Genomic DNA, 17,099 nt, shown 5'->3' with positions numbered 1-17,099 from the left:
TAGATGAAAAAATTATTAGTACTACTAAGTCTCTTAGTAGCAGGAAGCACTTTTGCCCAAGTAAAAGTTCAAGGTGTCGTAAAAGACAGCACAGGCGTCGGATTAGAATTGGCTAACGTCATTGCAATAGACACAACCTCAAAAGCTTTAGAGTCGTTTGCAGTAACCAATGATAAAGGGAGATATATTCTTTCTTTGGGTAAAAACAAAACCTATAAAATTCAGGTAAGTTATATAGGTATGAAGACCTTTAGTGAAGTATTAACCACTAAGGAAGCAGATTTAACAAAAGATTTTACACTAGCTGCTGACAATGAACTTGATGCTGTAGAGTTGACTTATGAAATGCCGGTTGTAATTAGAGGAGATACATTGATTTACAATGCAGATTCCTTTAAAAATGGTTCTGAGCGGAAGCTTGAAGATGTTTTAGAGAAATTACCAGGTGTTGAAATTAATGCTGATGGACAAATTGAGGTCGAAGGAAAACCAGTTAGTAAGGTCATGGTTAATGGAAAAGATTTTTTTGATGGAGATTCTAAATTAGCGACCAAAAATATCCCTTCAAATGCTGTAGATAAAGTTCAGGTGTTGCGTAACTTCTCTGAAGTAGGACAATTGAGAAGTGTGACCAATAATCAGGATAACGTTGCTTTAAATATTAAGCTTAAAGAAGGTAAAGAGAATTTCTGGTTTGGGGATGTTACTGTTGGGGGGGGATCTTCACCAGATGAGGCCTTATATTTGGCGCAACCTAAATTATTTTATTACAACCCCAAGTATAGTATTAACTTTATTGGTGATATCAATAATATTGGTGAAGTGGCTATTAGTCGTAGAGACCTGAGGAATTTTGGTGGTGGATTTAGAGCGCCGAGTAGAGGAAGTGGAACAAATCTTAACTTAGGTAGTAATGCCTTAGGCTTTTTAACAAGTGCAAATAACGCTCTAAAAATTGAAAATAAACTAGCGGCAACAAACTTTAGTTACTCACCTAAAAAGACCTTGGACATTAGTGGTTTTGGCATATTTAGCAATAGTAAAATATTAGCACGAGAGGAAAGATCTGTTCTATATACCAATCCGGAATTAGGTATCCCGGATGAAGATACAGAACAAAATACGGTAGAACGGTCTAATCAAGGCTTATTAAAGTTAAGTGCTTCTTACAAACCAAACTTTAGTAATCAGTTAGATTATGATGTTCTTGGTCGGTTCACAAAAGAGTCCCAAGAGCAAAGTTTATTTTCCTCAGTCGTAGGTACTACAGATCAATTTGAAGATGGAACACCTTTTAGTTTAAATCAAAATTTAAACTACTACTATACACTAGATGAGAACAATATTTTTGCTCTAGAGGCACAACATTTAATAAGTGATGAAGACCCATTTTACAATGCATTATTAGTTAATGACCCTTCAAACAATGATACTCCAGATGATGACGCTTATGATGAAACGGCAGAACAGTTGGGGTTAGATAGATCCTTGGATTTTTACAATATTGGCCAAGACAAGCGCGTAAAATCCAATCAGTTTGATGCTAAGTTAGATTACTATCACATACTGAATCAAAAGAGTAATATCAACATTACTTTAGGAACGATATTCAGTACTCAGAAATTTAATTCTTCTATATTTCAATTTCTTAATGATGGGTCAGTATTTAACCCAACACCAACTCTTATAGATTCAGAAGGGAATCCATTGACCGCTAATAATGACACGGAATATAACTTTAGCGATATATATTTAGGGTTTCACTACCGCTTAAAAACAGGAAAGTTTACCATTACGCCTGGGTTTTCTTTACATGCTTATGGTAATAAAAATGTTCAATTTGGAGAAGAATATAAAGATAACTTCTTCCGTTTTATGCCAGATTTTGAAACGCGTATCCAATTTAAAAAGAGTGAAAGTTTGACGTTTAGGTATAATCTCGCTAATAATTTTACTGATGTTACCCGCTTAGCTAGAAACTTGGTGCTGAGCAATTTTAATAACATTTCTTTTGGTAATGCAGAACTAGAGAATTCGTTATCTCACAATTTGAGCCTTGTTTATACAAGTTTCAATCTATTTAATTATACTAACGTTTTTGCTTTTGTAAACTATTCGAAAAATATAGATCAAATTCGAAACTTGACTAATTTTGAGAATGTGATTAGAACAGGGACATTCTTCAATTCCCCTTTTGCAGACGAAAGTTTTAATGCAAGAGGTAGAGTTCAACGCACCTTCGGAAAAGTAAGAGCATCTTTAAATACAAGTTTCAATTACTCTAAAAGTAATCAGTTTGTTCAAAATATAAGATCAATAAATGAATCCTTTACGCAAAGTTATACGCCAGAGATTAGAACAAACTTTAGAGAGGCTCCTAATGTAACCTTACGTTATAGATTGACTATTACAGATAACAATCAAGGTCGTAATAAAACCCAATTTATTACCAATGCTCCTTCTATAGATTTTGATGCGTATATATGGAAAGCAGTCACATTTAGAACAGATTTTACATATAATAACCAAACCAGAGAGGATGGACCTTCTCAATCATTTCAAACCTGGAATGCTTCATTGGCTTATAGAAAAGACAGAGATGCGAAATGGGAGTATGAAATTAGAGCATCAAATTTATTAGATATAGATTCTAGAGTAAGCAATGGAGCTAGCAATATATCAGTGTTCTCAACCGAAACATTTATTCAGCCACGATTTGTAACCTTTAGAGTTATTTATACATTGTAAGACTTATTGAAATAATTTTAAAACCCGCCGAAGTTCTTCGGCGGGTTTTTTGTTTTAATTGCCGCACTAATCTATCAAAAGAAAATTGTAATTTGTAGGTCTAAACCAATCCATTATGAAAATTAAACTCCATTTTATTTTACTAGTTTTTTTTTTAAGTTCAGCTTTTATTGTCGCTCAGGATAAAGACCCTGTTATTGAAAGCATCATTACAGAAGCCAATGAAAATTCTCAATTAGAACCCTTAGCACACGAATTGTTAGACGTGGTCGGTCCACGTTTGGTAGGGACACCTCAAATGCAAAAAGCACATGATTGGGCGGTTGCAAAATATAAATCTTGGGGCATTGAAGCACGAAATGAAAAGTGGGGCGAATGGCGAGGCTGGGAACGTGGTATAACACATATAGATATGTTGTCTCCTCGTGTTCAGACCTTACAGGGAATGCAGTTAGCATGGAACCCAAGTACGTCCGAAGATGGTGTTACAGCAGAGGTTATTACTTTGCCAGAGAACATCAAGGATTCACTCGATTTTGTAAAATGGTTGCCAAACGTAGAAGGAAAATTTGTGTTGGTGTCCATGAAGCAGCCAACAGGAAGACCAGATTACAATTGGGAAGAATTTGCGACAGAAGAGTCGTTTGAAAAAATGAAAGACGAGCGCGACGCCCAATCTAGTGAATGGAGAGCGAATCTAAATCGTGCGGGATATAACGGCAGAAGTGTTATCGGAGCGCTTGAAGATGCAGGTGCAGCAGGTATAGTTGCTAGTTATTGGTCACGAGGTTTTGGGGTCAATAAAATATTTAGTGCTAGAACCAAAAAAATCCCAACAGTTGACTTAGAGTTGGAGGATTATACCATGTTATACCGTTTGGCTGAGTATGGTGATAAACCGACCATTAGAGTGGTAGCACAGTCTAAGGAATTAGGACGTGTACCAACGTTCAATACAATTGCTGAAATTAAAGGGTCGGAAATACCTGAAGAATATATCATTTTATCTGCACATTTCGATTCTTGGGATGGTGCTACTGGTGCTACAGATAATGGAACAGGAACTTTAGTGATGATGGAGGCGATGCGCTTACTTAAAAAGCACTATCCAAATCCAAAACGTACCATTTTAGTTGGTCATTGGGGGAGTGAAGAACAAGGCCTTAATGGATCAAGGGCTTTTGTAGAGGATAACCCAGAAATCGTTAAAAATGTTCAGGCTTTGTTTAATCAAGATAATGGAACAGGACGAGTCGTTAATATTTCTGGAGCTGGATTTTTACACGCCTATGATTATTTATCGAGATGGTTGTATGCTGTTCCAAGAGATATTACACAGCATATTGAAACTAATTTTCCTGGGACTCCAAGTGGAGGAGGTTCCGATAATGCATCCTTTGTTGCGGCAGGTGCTCCCGCATTTAATTTAAGCGCTTTAAATTGGTCGTATTGGAATTATACTTGGCATACCAATAGAGATACCTATGATAAAATTATTTTTGATGATGTTAGAAATAATGCTATTCTCACAGCGATTTTGGCTTATATGGCCTCCGAAGATGATGAAAGAACGTCTCGAGAAAAAATTGTTTTACCAATGAATAGTAGAACAGGTGAGCAGCGTACTTGGCCCGAGCCAAGGTCTCCACAACGTGATGGGGGAAGAAATTAAAACTAAAAAAGCCTTTCAGTTGAAAGGCTTTTTTTAGTTTTAACTATATCTATTGTATATCAAAAGCATCTTTAACCTTATCCACATAATCTAGTTTTTCCCAAGTAAATAACTCTACTTCCAAAGTAATGGGTTCGCCATTGGGTTGCTGAAAGGTCTTTGTAACCACTTCATTAGTTCGTCCCATATGACCGTAAGCTGCAGTTTCGCTGTACATAGGTTGGCGCAATTTTAAACGTTCTTCTATCGCTGCGGGTCTCATGTCGAATAATTTTGAAACGGTTTGGGCGATTTCACCATCAGTTAAATTCAATGGACATGTACCATAAGTATCTATAAAAACACCCATAGGTTCAACCACGCCGATAGCATAGGAGACCTGCACTAAAACTTCCGAACATAAACCAGCGGCCACTAAATTTTTGGCAATATGTCTGGTGGCATATGCAGCGCTTCGGTCAACCTTACTTGGGTCTTTACCAGAAAAAGCTCCACCACCATGTGCTCCTTTTCCTCCGTAGGTGTCAACAATAATCTTACGTCCAGTTAAACCAGTATCTCCGTGTGGGCCACCAATAACAAACTTTCCTGTTGGGTTGATGTGGTACTTTATACTATCATTAAATAAGGATTGTATGTGTGCGGGTACTTTGGCAACTACTCTTGGTATCAAAATAGTAACGATATCTTTTCTGATTTTGGCCAACATGGCTTCATCATTATCAAAGTTGTCGTGCTGTGTAGAAACCACAATGGCTTCAATACGCTGAGGGACATTATCGTCTGAATATTCTATTGTTACCTGGCCTTTAGAATCTGGTCTTAAATACCTAATGTCCTTATTTTCTCTTCTTAATTCTGCTAATTCTTTTAAAATTAGGTGAGATAAGTACAAGGCAAGAGGCATGTAGTTTTCAGTTTCGTTTGTGGCATACCCAAACATCATACCTTGGTCACCTGCTCCTTGTTCTTCCTTAGACTCTCGATCCACACCACGATTGATGTCATCAGACTGTTCGTGGATGGCAGATAATACTCCACAAGAATTGCCATCGAACATGTATTCTCCTTTGGTGTAGCCAATTTTATTAATAGTATCTCGTGCAATTTGTTGTACGTCCAAATAGGTGTTTGATTTCACTTCACCTGCTAAAATAACCTGCCCTGTGGTGACTAAAGTTTCACAAGCTACTTTTGATTCTGGATCAAAGGCCAAAAAATTATCAATTAATGCATCACTGATTTGATCTGCTACTTTATCTGGATGTCCTTCTGAAACACTTTCGGAAGTAAATAAATACGCCATTTTATCTTTTTTAGTCTGAAGATTTGACGTAGCAACGCGGAGAGTATTACACTGTCTTTAGCATTTTTTTGCAGAGGTTGCAATCAGTCAAATCATTCCTCTTTATTTGTTGGGCAAAAATACGGATTTAAACCTAATTACAAAATGGACTTCAAATAAATATAGTGTTAAAGAAAAAGCCTCCAAGCACAAAGGCTTGAAGGCTTACTGAATAAAACACTAACTAAAGCTAAATTGACTTAGGGCAATTTCTACAAGCTTGTTTTATTCTTTTTGAAATTTATTGCTCATTCTTTCTAAAATCAGCATAAGCTTCCATGCCGTGTTCGTGTAAATCCAACCCTTCTTTTTCTTCTTTTTCTGAAACTCTTATGCCAACAGTGACTTTCATTAAATAGAAGATTATAAAAGAGGAAACCAGGCAGATAGCAGCATAAGATGCTACGCCGAGTAATTGCACTAAGAAAGAGTGGTCTGGGTTTGTTGAGAAAATACCAACAGCTAAAGTGCCCCATATACCGCATATAAGATGTACGGCAATGGCACCAACAGGATCGTCTAATTTTATTCTGTCAATTGTGCTAACGGCAAAAACAATGAGAGCCCCTGCAACCGCTCCTATAATAATGGCACTTTCTGGGGTCATAACATCTGCTCCTGCGGTAATACCTACAAGTCCACCGAGAATACCATTTAAAAACATGGTGAGATCAAGATTTTTAAATCGTATAAAAGACGTAATTGCTGCAACAACACCACCTGCTGCTGCTGCCAAACATGTTGTAACAAGGGTCAATGATGTCAATTCTGGGTCTGCTGATAAGACAGATCCCCCATTGAATCCAAACCAACCTAACCAGAGAATTAAAACACCAGCCGTTGCTAACGGAATATTATGACCAGGGATAGCCTGGATCTTGCCATTTTTTATTTTTCCTATTCTTGAGCCTAATAACCAAACCGCAACAAGTGCAGCCCAACCGCCAACTGAATGTACTAAAGTAGAGCCTGCGAAATCATAAAAGCCTAATTGGTCTAAAAAGCCACCACCCCATTTCCAAGAACCTGCTATTGGATAAATAATTCCTACATAGATGACAGTGAAAAGCATAAATGGCCCAATTTTTATACGCTCAGCCACTGCTCCCGAAACTATGGTTGCTGCTGTAGCCGCAAACATACCTTGAAATAAAAAGTCTGTCCACCACGTGTAACCACCATCTGCATAAGCGGGTGTCATACCGTTTTCAGGTGGAGCAATACCTGGTACAATAGAGCCAAGGTAGCCATTAAACTCACCAGGGTACATTAGGTTAAACCCAATTAGGTAGTACAACAACAGCCCTACTGTGATTATAAAAATATTCTTAAAAAGTATATTAATGGTGTTTTTTTGACGCGTTAATCCGATTTCTAAAAATGCAAATCCTAAGTGCATAAAGAATACGAGTGCTGTACAGATCATCATCCATACATTATTAGTTGTAAATAATTCCATTCTATTTTATTTTTTCCTTGGTTAGTTTTTTAAAGTTTGTCCTCCTCTTTCGGCAGTTCGTATTCTGTAAGCTTCATTAATGTCGCTTACAAAGATTTTTCCATCACCGACTTCACCTGTAGAGGCTGCTTCTAGTATGGCATTGATGGTGACTTCTTCAAAATCATCATTAACAACAATCGATAAATACCTTCTTTGGATATCACTAGTGCTGTAAGCTATTCCTCTATATATGTGGCATTCTTTTTCGTTACCTAATCCAGTAACATCCCAGTAGGAAAAGAAATTGACTCCTACGCTATGGAGGGCTTCTTTAACCTCAGAAAATTTTGATTTTCTAATAATTGCTTCAATTTTTTTCATGTTTATTTAGTTTTATTTAGTGTTTTTAAAATGCGTATATAGCTGCGATTAGGAAAGACGATAGTGAGTTTTTAGGTGTAAAATCACTATCGAAAAACACATCTTCGCTAGCAGAGTCTAGTCTCAACTCTGGTTTGATGGTTAGGTCGCCAACAGCATAGCTTCCTGTTAATGTTACATCTATAACAGAGGCATCACCTTCAGTGTCATATCCGCCAATGGCACCAGCACCAAACTCAGTTTCGGCAAAGTATTCCCCTCTTAAACCGATGGTGAAAGATTCAGATGTTTTAAATTGTGGATACAAGGCAGCTCCATAAAAAGAAGACCCATCAGTGTCGTTGTATGTTGCATTGAGTCCTAAGAAAAAGTCTTCACTTAAATCAAACCCGCCTGTATAATCTACTTGAAAGGTCGGTCCAGAAGTCCCGGTTTGGTCTCCATAAAGGAAGTTTAAGTACTGATCTTTAAATCCTAATTGAGCACCAAACGTGTAGCTGCCGTCAAGATTTATTTCAGTAAAATCAGTACTGTTCATTACAGCAAGCATTAATGAAAAATCTTCAGATAATGCAAAATCAGCTTTCAAACCTGTGTGTGAGAATGGACCATAAGAGAACATGTATGATGTGCTGTAATTGAAGTTCCCGACAGGAGATATAACCTCATACCCTAAGAACGTATTAAAGTTTCCGAAGGTCAGTGTAACACTCTCGCTGACATTCCAGTACACATAAAGTTGATTGACAATGTTTGTAGATGGTGAAGACAGAAAAACAGCATCTTCCCCTCGCGGGCCAAATACTAAGTCTGCTACAAATCCTACTTTTTCGCCCTCATAGCTAGCAATTACATTAGCCATACCAATACTGAATCCACTGCGATTGGCAAATGAGGTTCCTGGGGTTAAAAAATTGCCGTCACCATCTGCTTCATTAGGTCCTGAAATGTTGTTTTTAAAATAGGCATCAACACTGCCGCTAAAAGTGAATTTTTTGTCTTCTTGGGCTGATAAACTCATAACGGCCACTAAAACAGTAAGGGTAATTAGTTTTTTCATAATATTAATTGTTATTTGTTGGCTAAACTATATAAAATGAAATTTATACCCCTAAAAAAATAGGGTTGTTTGTGTATTTTTATGATATAATTAAAATTTACCCCTAAATTTTAATGGGTATAGAAAAAATTATTTCAAAATCAAGAATATTGAAATATGAAATTTTGAATAATATGCTGTTTTTTGATTTTTTATTTAATATAATTTTGTGTAAATGAATTTTTGATCAATAAAATGTAGTATTAATTGTTATTTATTGAATAAACAGTAATTCGGTATTTTCAATTTTCACCCATGTTTTTTAATAAAATGATATAATAAAACACAGTAAATACGATATTCACAATAATGATTCCTGGGTGTTTGTTCCTATAAAATATCCTATATATTAGTCGGTCAGAAAAGAGATTTTTCTGTTTAAAATTTGATGACATGCTGAAAAAACAAGGACTTTATTTACCAGAATTTGAACACGATAATTGTGGTGCAGGATTTATTTGTAGTCTAAAGGGAAATCGATCTAATGGAATCATTCACAAAGCACTTGAAATACTCGAAAAATTAGAACACCGAGGAGCGGTAAGTGCAGATGGAAAAACAGGTGATGGTGCAGGTATATTAATTGATATCCCACACGATTTTTTTGTAAAAAACTGTGATTTCAATCTCCCTAAGGCAGGTCAGTATGCTGTAAGTAATGTGTTTTTACCACAGCGCGAAAATCAAAGACAGTATTGTATTGATCAGTTTGAACGTTTTGTTGGGGGTCAGGGTCTAGAAATATTAGGGTGGCGAGATGTACCGGTAGATGCTTCAATAATCGGTCAGATTGCTGCCGAAACTGTACCGTATATTAAGCAGGTATTTATAGGAAAAGCTTCAAAAAGTCAAGAGGACTTTACCTTTAATCTAAAGTTATTTACGGCTCGTAAACAAGCAGAGCACCACATATATAATTCAAAATTATCTGAAAGTTCTAGGTTTTATCTTCCGAGTTTGTCTGCAAAGACCATTATATATAAAGGACTTCTTGTTCCAGAAGACATAAAACTGTTTTTTAAAGAATTACAAGACCCTTCTTTGGTAACTCGTCTCGCCTTAGTGCATCAACGATTTTCAACAAACACCTTTCCTACTTGGGATTTGGCACAACCTTTTAGGTACATGTGTCACAATGGAGAAATTAATACCCTTCGTGGTAATGTGTCTAGAACATTATCACGTCAAGAACTTATGGAAAGTGATTGGTTTGGGGAGGAGCTTAAAAGTATATTTCCGATAATCCTTCCAGGTAAGTCTGATTCCGCACAAATGGATATGGTTGTGGAGTTGTTATTAATGACGGGACGCTCACTACCAGAAGTAATGATGATGTTAGTGCCCGAAGCTTGGGAAAAGAACCCGGACATGTCGGAAGCCAAGAGAGCATTCTACGAATATAATTCCTGTATAATGGAACCTTGGGATGGTCCTGCTTCAATTCCGTTTACAGATGGTAATTATATAGGAGCAGTTTTGGATAGAAATGGTTTAAGGCCTTCTCGATATTCTGTAACTAAGGATGGCTACGTTATTATGTCGTCCGAAACAGGGGTTATTGATATAGATCCAAAGAATATTGAGCACCACGGAAGGTTAGAGCCTGGGAAGATGTTCTTGGTGGATATGAATAAAGGACGAATTGTTAAGGATGAAGAAATTAAAGAGGCTATTGTCAATAAACATCCTTATAAAAAGTGGCTTGATAAAAATTTAGTGCATTTAGCAGACATTCCTGCAAAAAAGGGGCCTATAAAGCACAAGGAAGATCCTTTAGGAAAACGTCAAATTGTTTTTGGTTATACAGAAGAGGATTTACGGGTCATTATTCAACCAATGGCACAATTGGCAAAAGAGCCAATAGGTTCTATGGGTAATGATTCTCCAATAGCAGTACTGTCCGAAAAACCACAATTAATATATAATTATTTTAAGCAGCTTTTTGCACAGGTCACTAATCCACCTTTGGATGGTATTCGAGAAAAATTGATTACGGATATTAGTTTGACCTTGGGAAGCGATACTAATATTTTTGAAATCAACGAAGACCAATGCCGTAAGTTGAAGATTCAAAATCCTGTGATTTCAAAGCACGATTTAGATAAAATTAAAAACTATAATAATAATCCAGACTTTGTTGTCACCACAATTCCGATGCTTTACGAAGTGGAAAAAGGGTTGAATGAACTAGAACGTGCTCTGGAGAACTTAGTGGCAACAGCAAGCAAAGCTATTGATGCAGGAGGGAATATTATTATTCTTTCAGATCGCGGGGTCAATAAAAAATGGGCTCCTATACCTGCGCTAATGGCATGTTCGTATGTGAATCATGAACTCTATAAAATTGGAAAGCGAGCCAAAGTAAGTTTAATCATTGAATCCGCAGAACCAAGAGAAGTACATCATTTTGCCTTATTATTTGGTTACGGAGCAAGTGCTATTAATCCATATATCGTTAATGAAATAGTATTCAATCAGGTTAAGAGTAAAGATGTTGAAGGTTTAGAATATCTAACGGCAATTAAGAATTACAACAAGGCCGTTGGCATGGGTATTCTCAAGGTGATGAATAAAATAGGAATATCAACATTGAATTCTTACCGTGGTTCCCAATTGTTTGAGTGTATCGGTCTAAATTCGAAAATTGTCAATGACTATTTTCCAAATACTGTGACACGTATTCAAGGTGTTGGGTTACGTGAAATTGAAAAAGAAATTTCGAGACGACATAAAAGAGCGTATAAAACCGAGACAATTGATGCTGATTTAAAGTTAGATTTTGGAGGCCAATACAAATGGAGACGAGATGGTGAAAAACATGTGTTTAACCCGTTGAGCGTTGCCAAATTGCAAGAATCTGTAAGGAGTAATAAGCACAGCACCTATAAAGAGTATTCTGAGTTAATTAATGAACAGTCCAAACATTTAATGACCTTAAGAGGTTTGTTTGAGTTTACAAATTATGATCCAATTCCACTTGAAGAGGTAGAGCCATGGACTAAAATTGTAAAGCGTTTTAAAACGGGAGCGATGTCTTACGGATCTATAAGTAAGGAGGCGCATGAAAATTTAGCCGTTGCCATGAACAGAATTGGGGGTAAAAGTAATTCTGGTGAAGGAGGAGAGGACGAAGAACGCTTCTATAAAGATGTTAATGGAGACTGGAAGAATTCGGCCATAAAACAAGTCGCTTCAGGTCGTTTCGGTGTGACTTCAAATTACTTGACGAATGCGTCTGAGATTCAAATTAAAATGGCTCAGGGAGCAAAACCTGGAGAAGGAGGGCAATTACCAGGGCCAAAAGTGAATCCGGATATAGCCAAAACAAGAAATTCCACTCCGTATGTAGGTTTAATTTCGCCTCCACCACATCACGATATTTATTCCATTGAAGATTTATCACAATTAATTTACGATTTAAAATCTGCAAATCGTGAAGCTCGGATAAATGTAAAATTAGTGTCAGAAGTAGGAGTAGGAACTGTAGCTGCTGGTGTTGCCAAGGCTAAAGGAGATGTTATTTTAATTTCTGGGCATGATGGCGGTACAGGAGCTTCACCATTGACATCATTAAAGCACGCAGGTTTGCCATGGGAGCTTGGTTTAGCAGAAGCCCAACAGACGTTGGTAATGAATGACCTTCGTAGCCGAGTTGTTTTAGAATGTGATGGGCAACTAAAAACAGGTAGAGATGTCGCTGTAGCATGCTTATTAGGAGCTGAAGAATTTGGTTTTGCAACGGCACCATTGGTGGCTTCAGGATGTATAATGATGCGTGTTTGCCATTTAAATACCTGTCCGGTAGGTATCGCTACCCAAAATCCAGAATTGCGTAAAAAGTTTAAGGGAAAACCAGAGCATGTGGTCAACTTTATGTACTTCATAGCTCAGGAATTGCGGGAAATTATGGCGCAATTAGGGTTTAGGACTGTTGACGAAATGGTGGGCCAGGTTCAAAAATTAGAACGAAATAAAGCCATAGATTTTTATAAATCCAACGGTCTCGATTTGTCACCAATATTACATAAGGTGGAAGCACCTGAAAATGTTAAATTGTATAATACTGAATTGCAAGATCACGATTTAGAAAAGGCTTTGGATTTTAAAATCATGCGATTGGCACATCCCGCATTATTCAGAAAAGAAAAAACAGTTCTAGAATCTAAAATTACGAATAGAGATCGTGCTTTCGGCGCTATTCTAAGCAATGAAATCTCTAAGATTTATGGTGCACAGGGTCTTCCTGAGAACACCTTAAAAATTAACTTTACAGGTTCTGCAGGTCAGAGTTTTGGGGCTTTTACTACTAAAGGGTTAACATTAGTAGTAAATGGCAATTCTAACGATTATATAGGTAAAGGCCTATCTGGTGCAAAATTGGTAGTAAAAGTACCAGATGAAGCAACTATAATTCCTGAAGAGAATATAATAATAGGGAATGTCGCTTTATATGGTGCCACATCTGGGGAGGCTTATTTTAACGGAAAAGCCGGAGAACGTTTTTGTGTTCGTAATTCTGGGGCTGTTGCTGTAGTTGAAGGTATCGGCGATCATGGCTGTGAGTATATGACCGGGGGACGTGCTATAATCTTAGGTGGTGTAGGGCGTAATTTTGGTGCTGGGATGAGTGGTGGAATCGCTTATGTTTATGATAAGGACAATACCTTCGAAGACCATTGCAATAAAGAAGGACTTAATTTGGATGAGGTTGTTATAGCTGAAGATAAGGATGAATTAAAGACCCATATTGAAAATCATTATAATGCGACCTTAAGTCCGTTGGCACAGCGAATTTTAGAGAATTGGGAAAATGAATTGCCTAAATTTATTAAGGTGCTTCCAGAGGAATATAGACAAGCTCTACTAAGATTGGAAGAAGAACAAAAAATAAAAGCTTAAAGACATGGGAAAGATTACAGGATTTTTGGAAATTGAGCGAAAGGACGAGCCTTACTTACCAGTAAAAAAGCGTCTCAAAAACTATAAAGAATTCACTCAGCCTTTAGAAGAAAAGGAATTAAAAGGTCAAGGAGCAAGATGTATGGATTGTGGTATCCCGTTTTGTCATAGCGGATGTCCATTGGGCAATCTTATACCCGATTTTAATGACCATGTTTATAAGGGACGTTGGAAACAAGCCGCTGAGGTATTACACGCTACCAACAATTTCCCTGAATTTACAGGAAGATTGTGTCCGGCACCTTGTGAGGAAGCTTGTGTTTTAGGGATAAATGAAGATCCAGTTTCCATAGAAAACATAGAAAAGAATATTGCTGAAAAAGCCTTTGAAGCTGGATGGGTTAAGGCCAATCCGCCAAAACAGCGTACAGGAAAGAAAGTAGCTGTAGTAGGTTCTGGACCTTCAGGTCTGGCTGCAGCACAGCAACTTAACAGAGCTGGTCATTTAGTTACTGTTTTTGAACGCGATGAAAAACCAGGTGGATTATTGCGATATGGAATACCAGATTTTAAACTTCAAAAAAATGTGATCGACAGGCGTCTTGATGTTTTAAAGGAGGAAGGCATTGTTTTTGAAACCAATGCACATGTCGGAAAAAATGTAAGCGTTGAGCGCTTAAAAAATGATTACGACGCTGTTGTTTTATGTGGAGGAGCAACTGTAAGACGAAGTATCCCTATAAAAGGATCACATCTTAAAGGGGTTGTACAAGCGATGGATTTCTTAAAGCAGAACAATGAGCGTGTAGACGGAAAAAAGAATTTTCAGGAAGAAATAAAGGCAACTGATAAACATGTAATCGTTATTGGTGGTGGAGACACAGGCTCTGATTGCATTGGTACATCAAATAGGCATGGTGCAAAATCAGTAACAAATTTTGAAATTTTGAGTAAGCCTACTGAGGGTCGTCCAGCACATCAGCCTTGGCCGTATTGGCCAATGAGACTGCGTACAAGCTCATCGCACCAAGAAGGGGTAGAGCGTTTTTTTAGCATCTCAACAAAAGAATTTTTAGGAGATAAGGATGGAAATCTTACGGGATTAAAAACAGTAGAAGTGGAATGGGTATTTAAAGAAGGTCAACGACCAGAACTCTTGGAAATTCCGAATACAGAAAAAACATGGGATTGTGATTTGGCGTTATTGGCTTTAGGATTTACAGGTTCCGAAAAAACTTTGGCAGATCAGTTTGGACTCAATATGGATGCCCGAACAAATATCGAAGCAACCATCAAAGATTACCAAACTAATGTTAAGGGCATATTTTCTGCAGGTGATATGCGGAGAGGTCAATCTTTAATTGTATGGGCAATTTCTGAAGGGAGACAAGCTGCTCATCATGTCGATAAGTATCTTATGGGAACATCTAATTTACCTTTAAAGGGTGAAGGAGATTTACCCAGGGTTTAGGTATGTTTCATCAATCTTTTTGGACATTAAATTAATATTTTAAACCTTTGAATCTATAATGAGAAAAAACATCGTCAACACCATTTCTATTAGAAGCATTGTGATTATTTCGCAAAGCCAAGGGATGGTATGATAGATTGAAAATAAAATATATCAAGGCCTTCCTTAATCGGAAGGCTTTTTTTATTCAAAAATTTAACAGACTTGAACGTCATATATAATAAAACTTAAAATACTAAAAATCAAATAATTAACAGAATGACACTAACATTGAATTTAGCTTAGCCAAGTCGTATTTCACAGTCAAGAAGTGATGAATACAGTAGTTTAGTTGAGCAATTCAATTTTGCGAATCATAATATGAGTCAATTAAATAAATACAGTAAAACAGTAACACAAGATCCAACCCAGCCAGCAGCGCAAGCAATGCTTCATGCTATTGGATTAACCAAAGAAGATTTTTATAAACCAATTGTCGGAATAGCGAGTACTGGTTATGAAGGTAACCCTTGTAATATGCATCTTAATGATTTGGCAAAACTGGTAAAGCAGGGCACGCAAAACGAAGATGTCGTTGGTTTAATATTTAATACTATTGGCGTGAGTGACGGTATATCAATGGGGACACCAGGGATGCGTTATTCATTGCCCTCTCGGGATATTATAGCAGATTCTATGGAAACAGTTGTGCAGGCCATGAGCTATGATGGACTGATAACAGTTGTAGGTTGTGACAAAAATATGCCTGGTGCTTTAATGGCCATGATTCGCTTGAATCGTCCATCGATTTTAGTCTATGGAGGTACAATTGATTCTGGCTGCCATAATGGTAAAAAATTAGATGTAGTATCTGCATTTGAAGCTTGGGGGAGTAAGGTTGCAGGGACAATGACGGAAAATGAGTATCAGAATATTGTTGAAAAAGCATGTCCGGGAGCAGGTGCTTGCGGCGGTATGTACACTGCAAATACTATGGCATCTGCAATAGAGGCTTTAGGGATGTCATTGCCGTTTAACTCTTCAAATCCAGCATTAAGTGATAAAAAGAAACAAGAATCTGTTAAAGCTGGTGAAGCACTTAGGGTTTTACTTGAAAAAGATATAAAACCTTTAGACATCATCACCCGAAAGTCTCTAGAAAATGCTGTTAGGTTGGTAACCATTTTAGGCGGTTCTACAAACGCCGTGTTGCACTTTTTGGCGATTGCTAGAGCTGCAAATATCGACTTTACGCTAAAAGACTTTCAAGATATAAGTGATAATACACCATTCTTAGCAGATTTAAAGCCTAGTGGAAAATACTTGATGGAGGATGTACATGCTGTTGGCGGCATCCCAGCGGTATTAAAATATTTATTGAAAAAAGGATTGCTGCACGGCGACTGTTTAACGGTTACTGGTAAAACATTAGCCGAGAACTTATTAGATGTAAACGATTTGTCCCAAGGGCAAGACGTTATAAAACCAATCGAAGAACCGATAAAAATTTCAGGACACTTAAGAATGCTTTATGGGAATTTAGCCTCTGAAGGAAGTGTAGCAAAAATTACTGGAAAGGAAGGTTTATGTTTTAAAGGAAAAGCCAAAGTCTTTGAAAGCGAATACGCAGCGAACGATGGTATTAGAGATGGTAAAGTAAAAAAGGGAGATGTTGTTGTTATTCGTTATGAAGGACCTAAAGGTGGGCCAGGAATGCCAGAAATGTTGAAACCCACAGCCGCTATTATGGGGGCAGGTCTTGGTAAAGATGTAGCCCTTATAACAGATGGGCGGTTTTCTGGAGGTACACATGGCTTTGTAGTTGGTCATATAACACCAGAGGCTCAAGAAGGTGGTACAATTGCTTTTGTAGAAGATGGTGATGTTATAACTATTGATGCAGAAACCAATACGATTTCGGTTGAAGTTTCTGAAGAAGAACTTCAAAAAAGAAGACAGAAATGGAAAGCACCGCAATTAAAATTTAACCGTGGGGTACTTTATAAATATGCAAGAACAGTTTCATCAGCTTCAAAAGGCTGTGTAACTGATGAATTTTAGAAA

At 37.3% G+C, this 17,099-nt stretch carries 9 protein-coding genes; 5 read left to right on the top strand and 4 right to left on the bottom strand.

Annotated elements, in window-relative coordinates; translation table 11 throughout:
- Positions 1-3 precede the first annotated feature (3 nt).
- Positions 4-2,748, top strand: a complete 2,745-nt coding sequence (locus tag ACFEMA_RS03610) for a carboxypeptidase regulatory-like domain-containing protein (protein ID WP_411766640.1) — start codon at positions 4-6, stop codon at positions 2,746-2,748.
- 115 nt (positions 2,749-2,863) lie between these two features.
- Positions 2,864-4,420 carry a M20/M25/M40 family metallo-hydrolase gene (locus tag ACFEMA_RS03605; protein WP_411766639.1) on the top strand — a complete coding sequence of 519 codons (1,557 nt, stop codon included), beginning with the start codon at positions 2,864-2,866 and terminating at the stop codon, positions 4,418-4,420.
- A gap of 49 nt (positions 4,421-4,469) precedes the next feature.
- On the opposite strand, the gene metK is transcribed toward ACFEMA_RS03605, so the two are convergent.
- From metK to ACFEMA_RS03585, 4 genes are all read right to left on the bottom strand, one after another.
- Positions 4,470-5,726, bottom strand: a complete 1,257-nt coding sequence (metK, locus tag ACFEMA_RS03600) for a methionine adenosyltransferase (RefSeq protein WP_411766638.1) — start codon at positions 5,724-5,726, stop codon at positions 4,470-4,472.
- A gap of 280 nt (positions 5,727-6,006) precedes the next feature.
- Positions 6,007-7,224: an ammonium transporter gene (locus ACFEMA_RS03595; protein WP_411766637.1), complete on the bottom strand. Its 1,218-nt coding sequence runs from the start codon at positions 7,222-7,224 to the stop codon at positions 6,007-6,009.
- Between the two features lie 21 nt (positions 7,225-7,245).
- Positions 7,246-7,587 (bottom strand): P-II family nitrogen regulator, encoded by a 342-nt coding sequence (locus ACFEMA_RS03590; RefSeq protein WP_411766636.1) that lies wholly within the window; start codon positions 7,585-7,587, stop codon positions 7,246-7,248.
- A 25-nt stretch (positions 7,588-7,612) separates the two neighbouring features.
- On the bottom strand, positions 7,613-8,647 hold the full coding sequence (locus ACFEMA_RS03585; RefSeq protein WP_411766635.1) for a porin: 1,035 nt from the start codon (positions 8,645-8,647) through the stop codon (positions 7,613-7,615).
- Between the two features lie 432 nt (positions 8,648-9,079).
- On the opposite strand from ACFEMA_RS03585, the gene gltB reads away from it, so the two are divergent.
- The 3 genes from gltB (at position 9,080) to ilvD (ending at position 17,096) form a co-directional block, all read left to right on the top strand.
- The gene (gene gltB, locus ACFEMA_RS03580; RefSeq protein ID WP_411766634.1) at positions 9,080-13,585 is read left to right on the top strand and encodes a glutamate synthase large subunit; all 4,506 of its coding nucleotides are present in this window, start codon (positions 9,080-9,082) and stop codon (positions 13,583-13,585) included.
- A 4-nt stretch (positions 13,586-13,589) separates the two neighbouring features.
- Positions 13,590-15,056: a glutamate synthase subunit beta gene (locus ACFEMA_RS03575; RefSeq protein WP_411766633.1), complete on the top strand. Its 1,467-nt coding sequence runs from the start codon at positions 13,590-13,592 to the stop codon at positions 15,054-15,056.
- Between the two features lie 360 nt (positions 15,057-15,416).
- On the top strand, positions 15,417-17,096 hold the full coding sequence (gene ilvD / locus ACFEMA_RS03570) for a dihydroxy-acid dehydratase (protein WP_411766632.1): 1,680 nt from the start codon (positions 15,417-15,419) through the stop codon (positions 17,094-17,096).
- The last annotated feature ends 3 nt before the right edge of the window (positions 17,097-17,099 follow it).

This window comes from Winogradskyella sp. A3E31 (assembly GCF_046720935.1).
Classification (GTDB): Bacteria; Bacteroidota; Bacteroidia; order Flavobacteriales; family Flavobacteriaceae; genus Winogradskyella.
The sequence above is the reverse complement of the archived record's forward strand: the minus strand, read 5'-3'. Positions and strand labels throughout refer to the sequence as shown.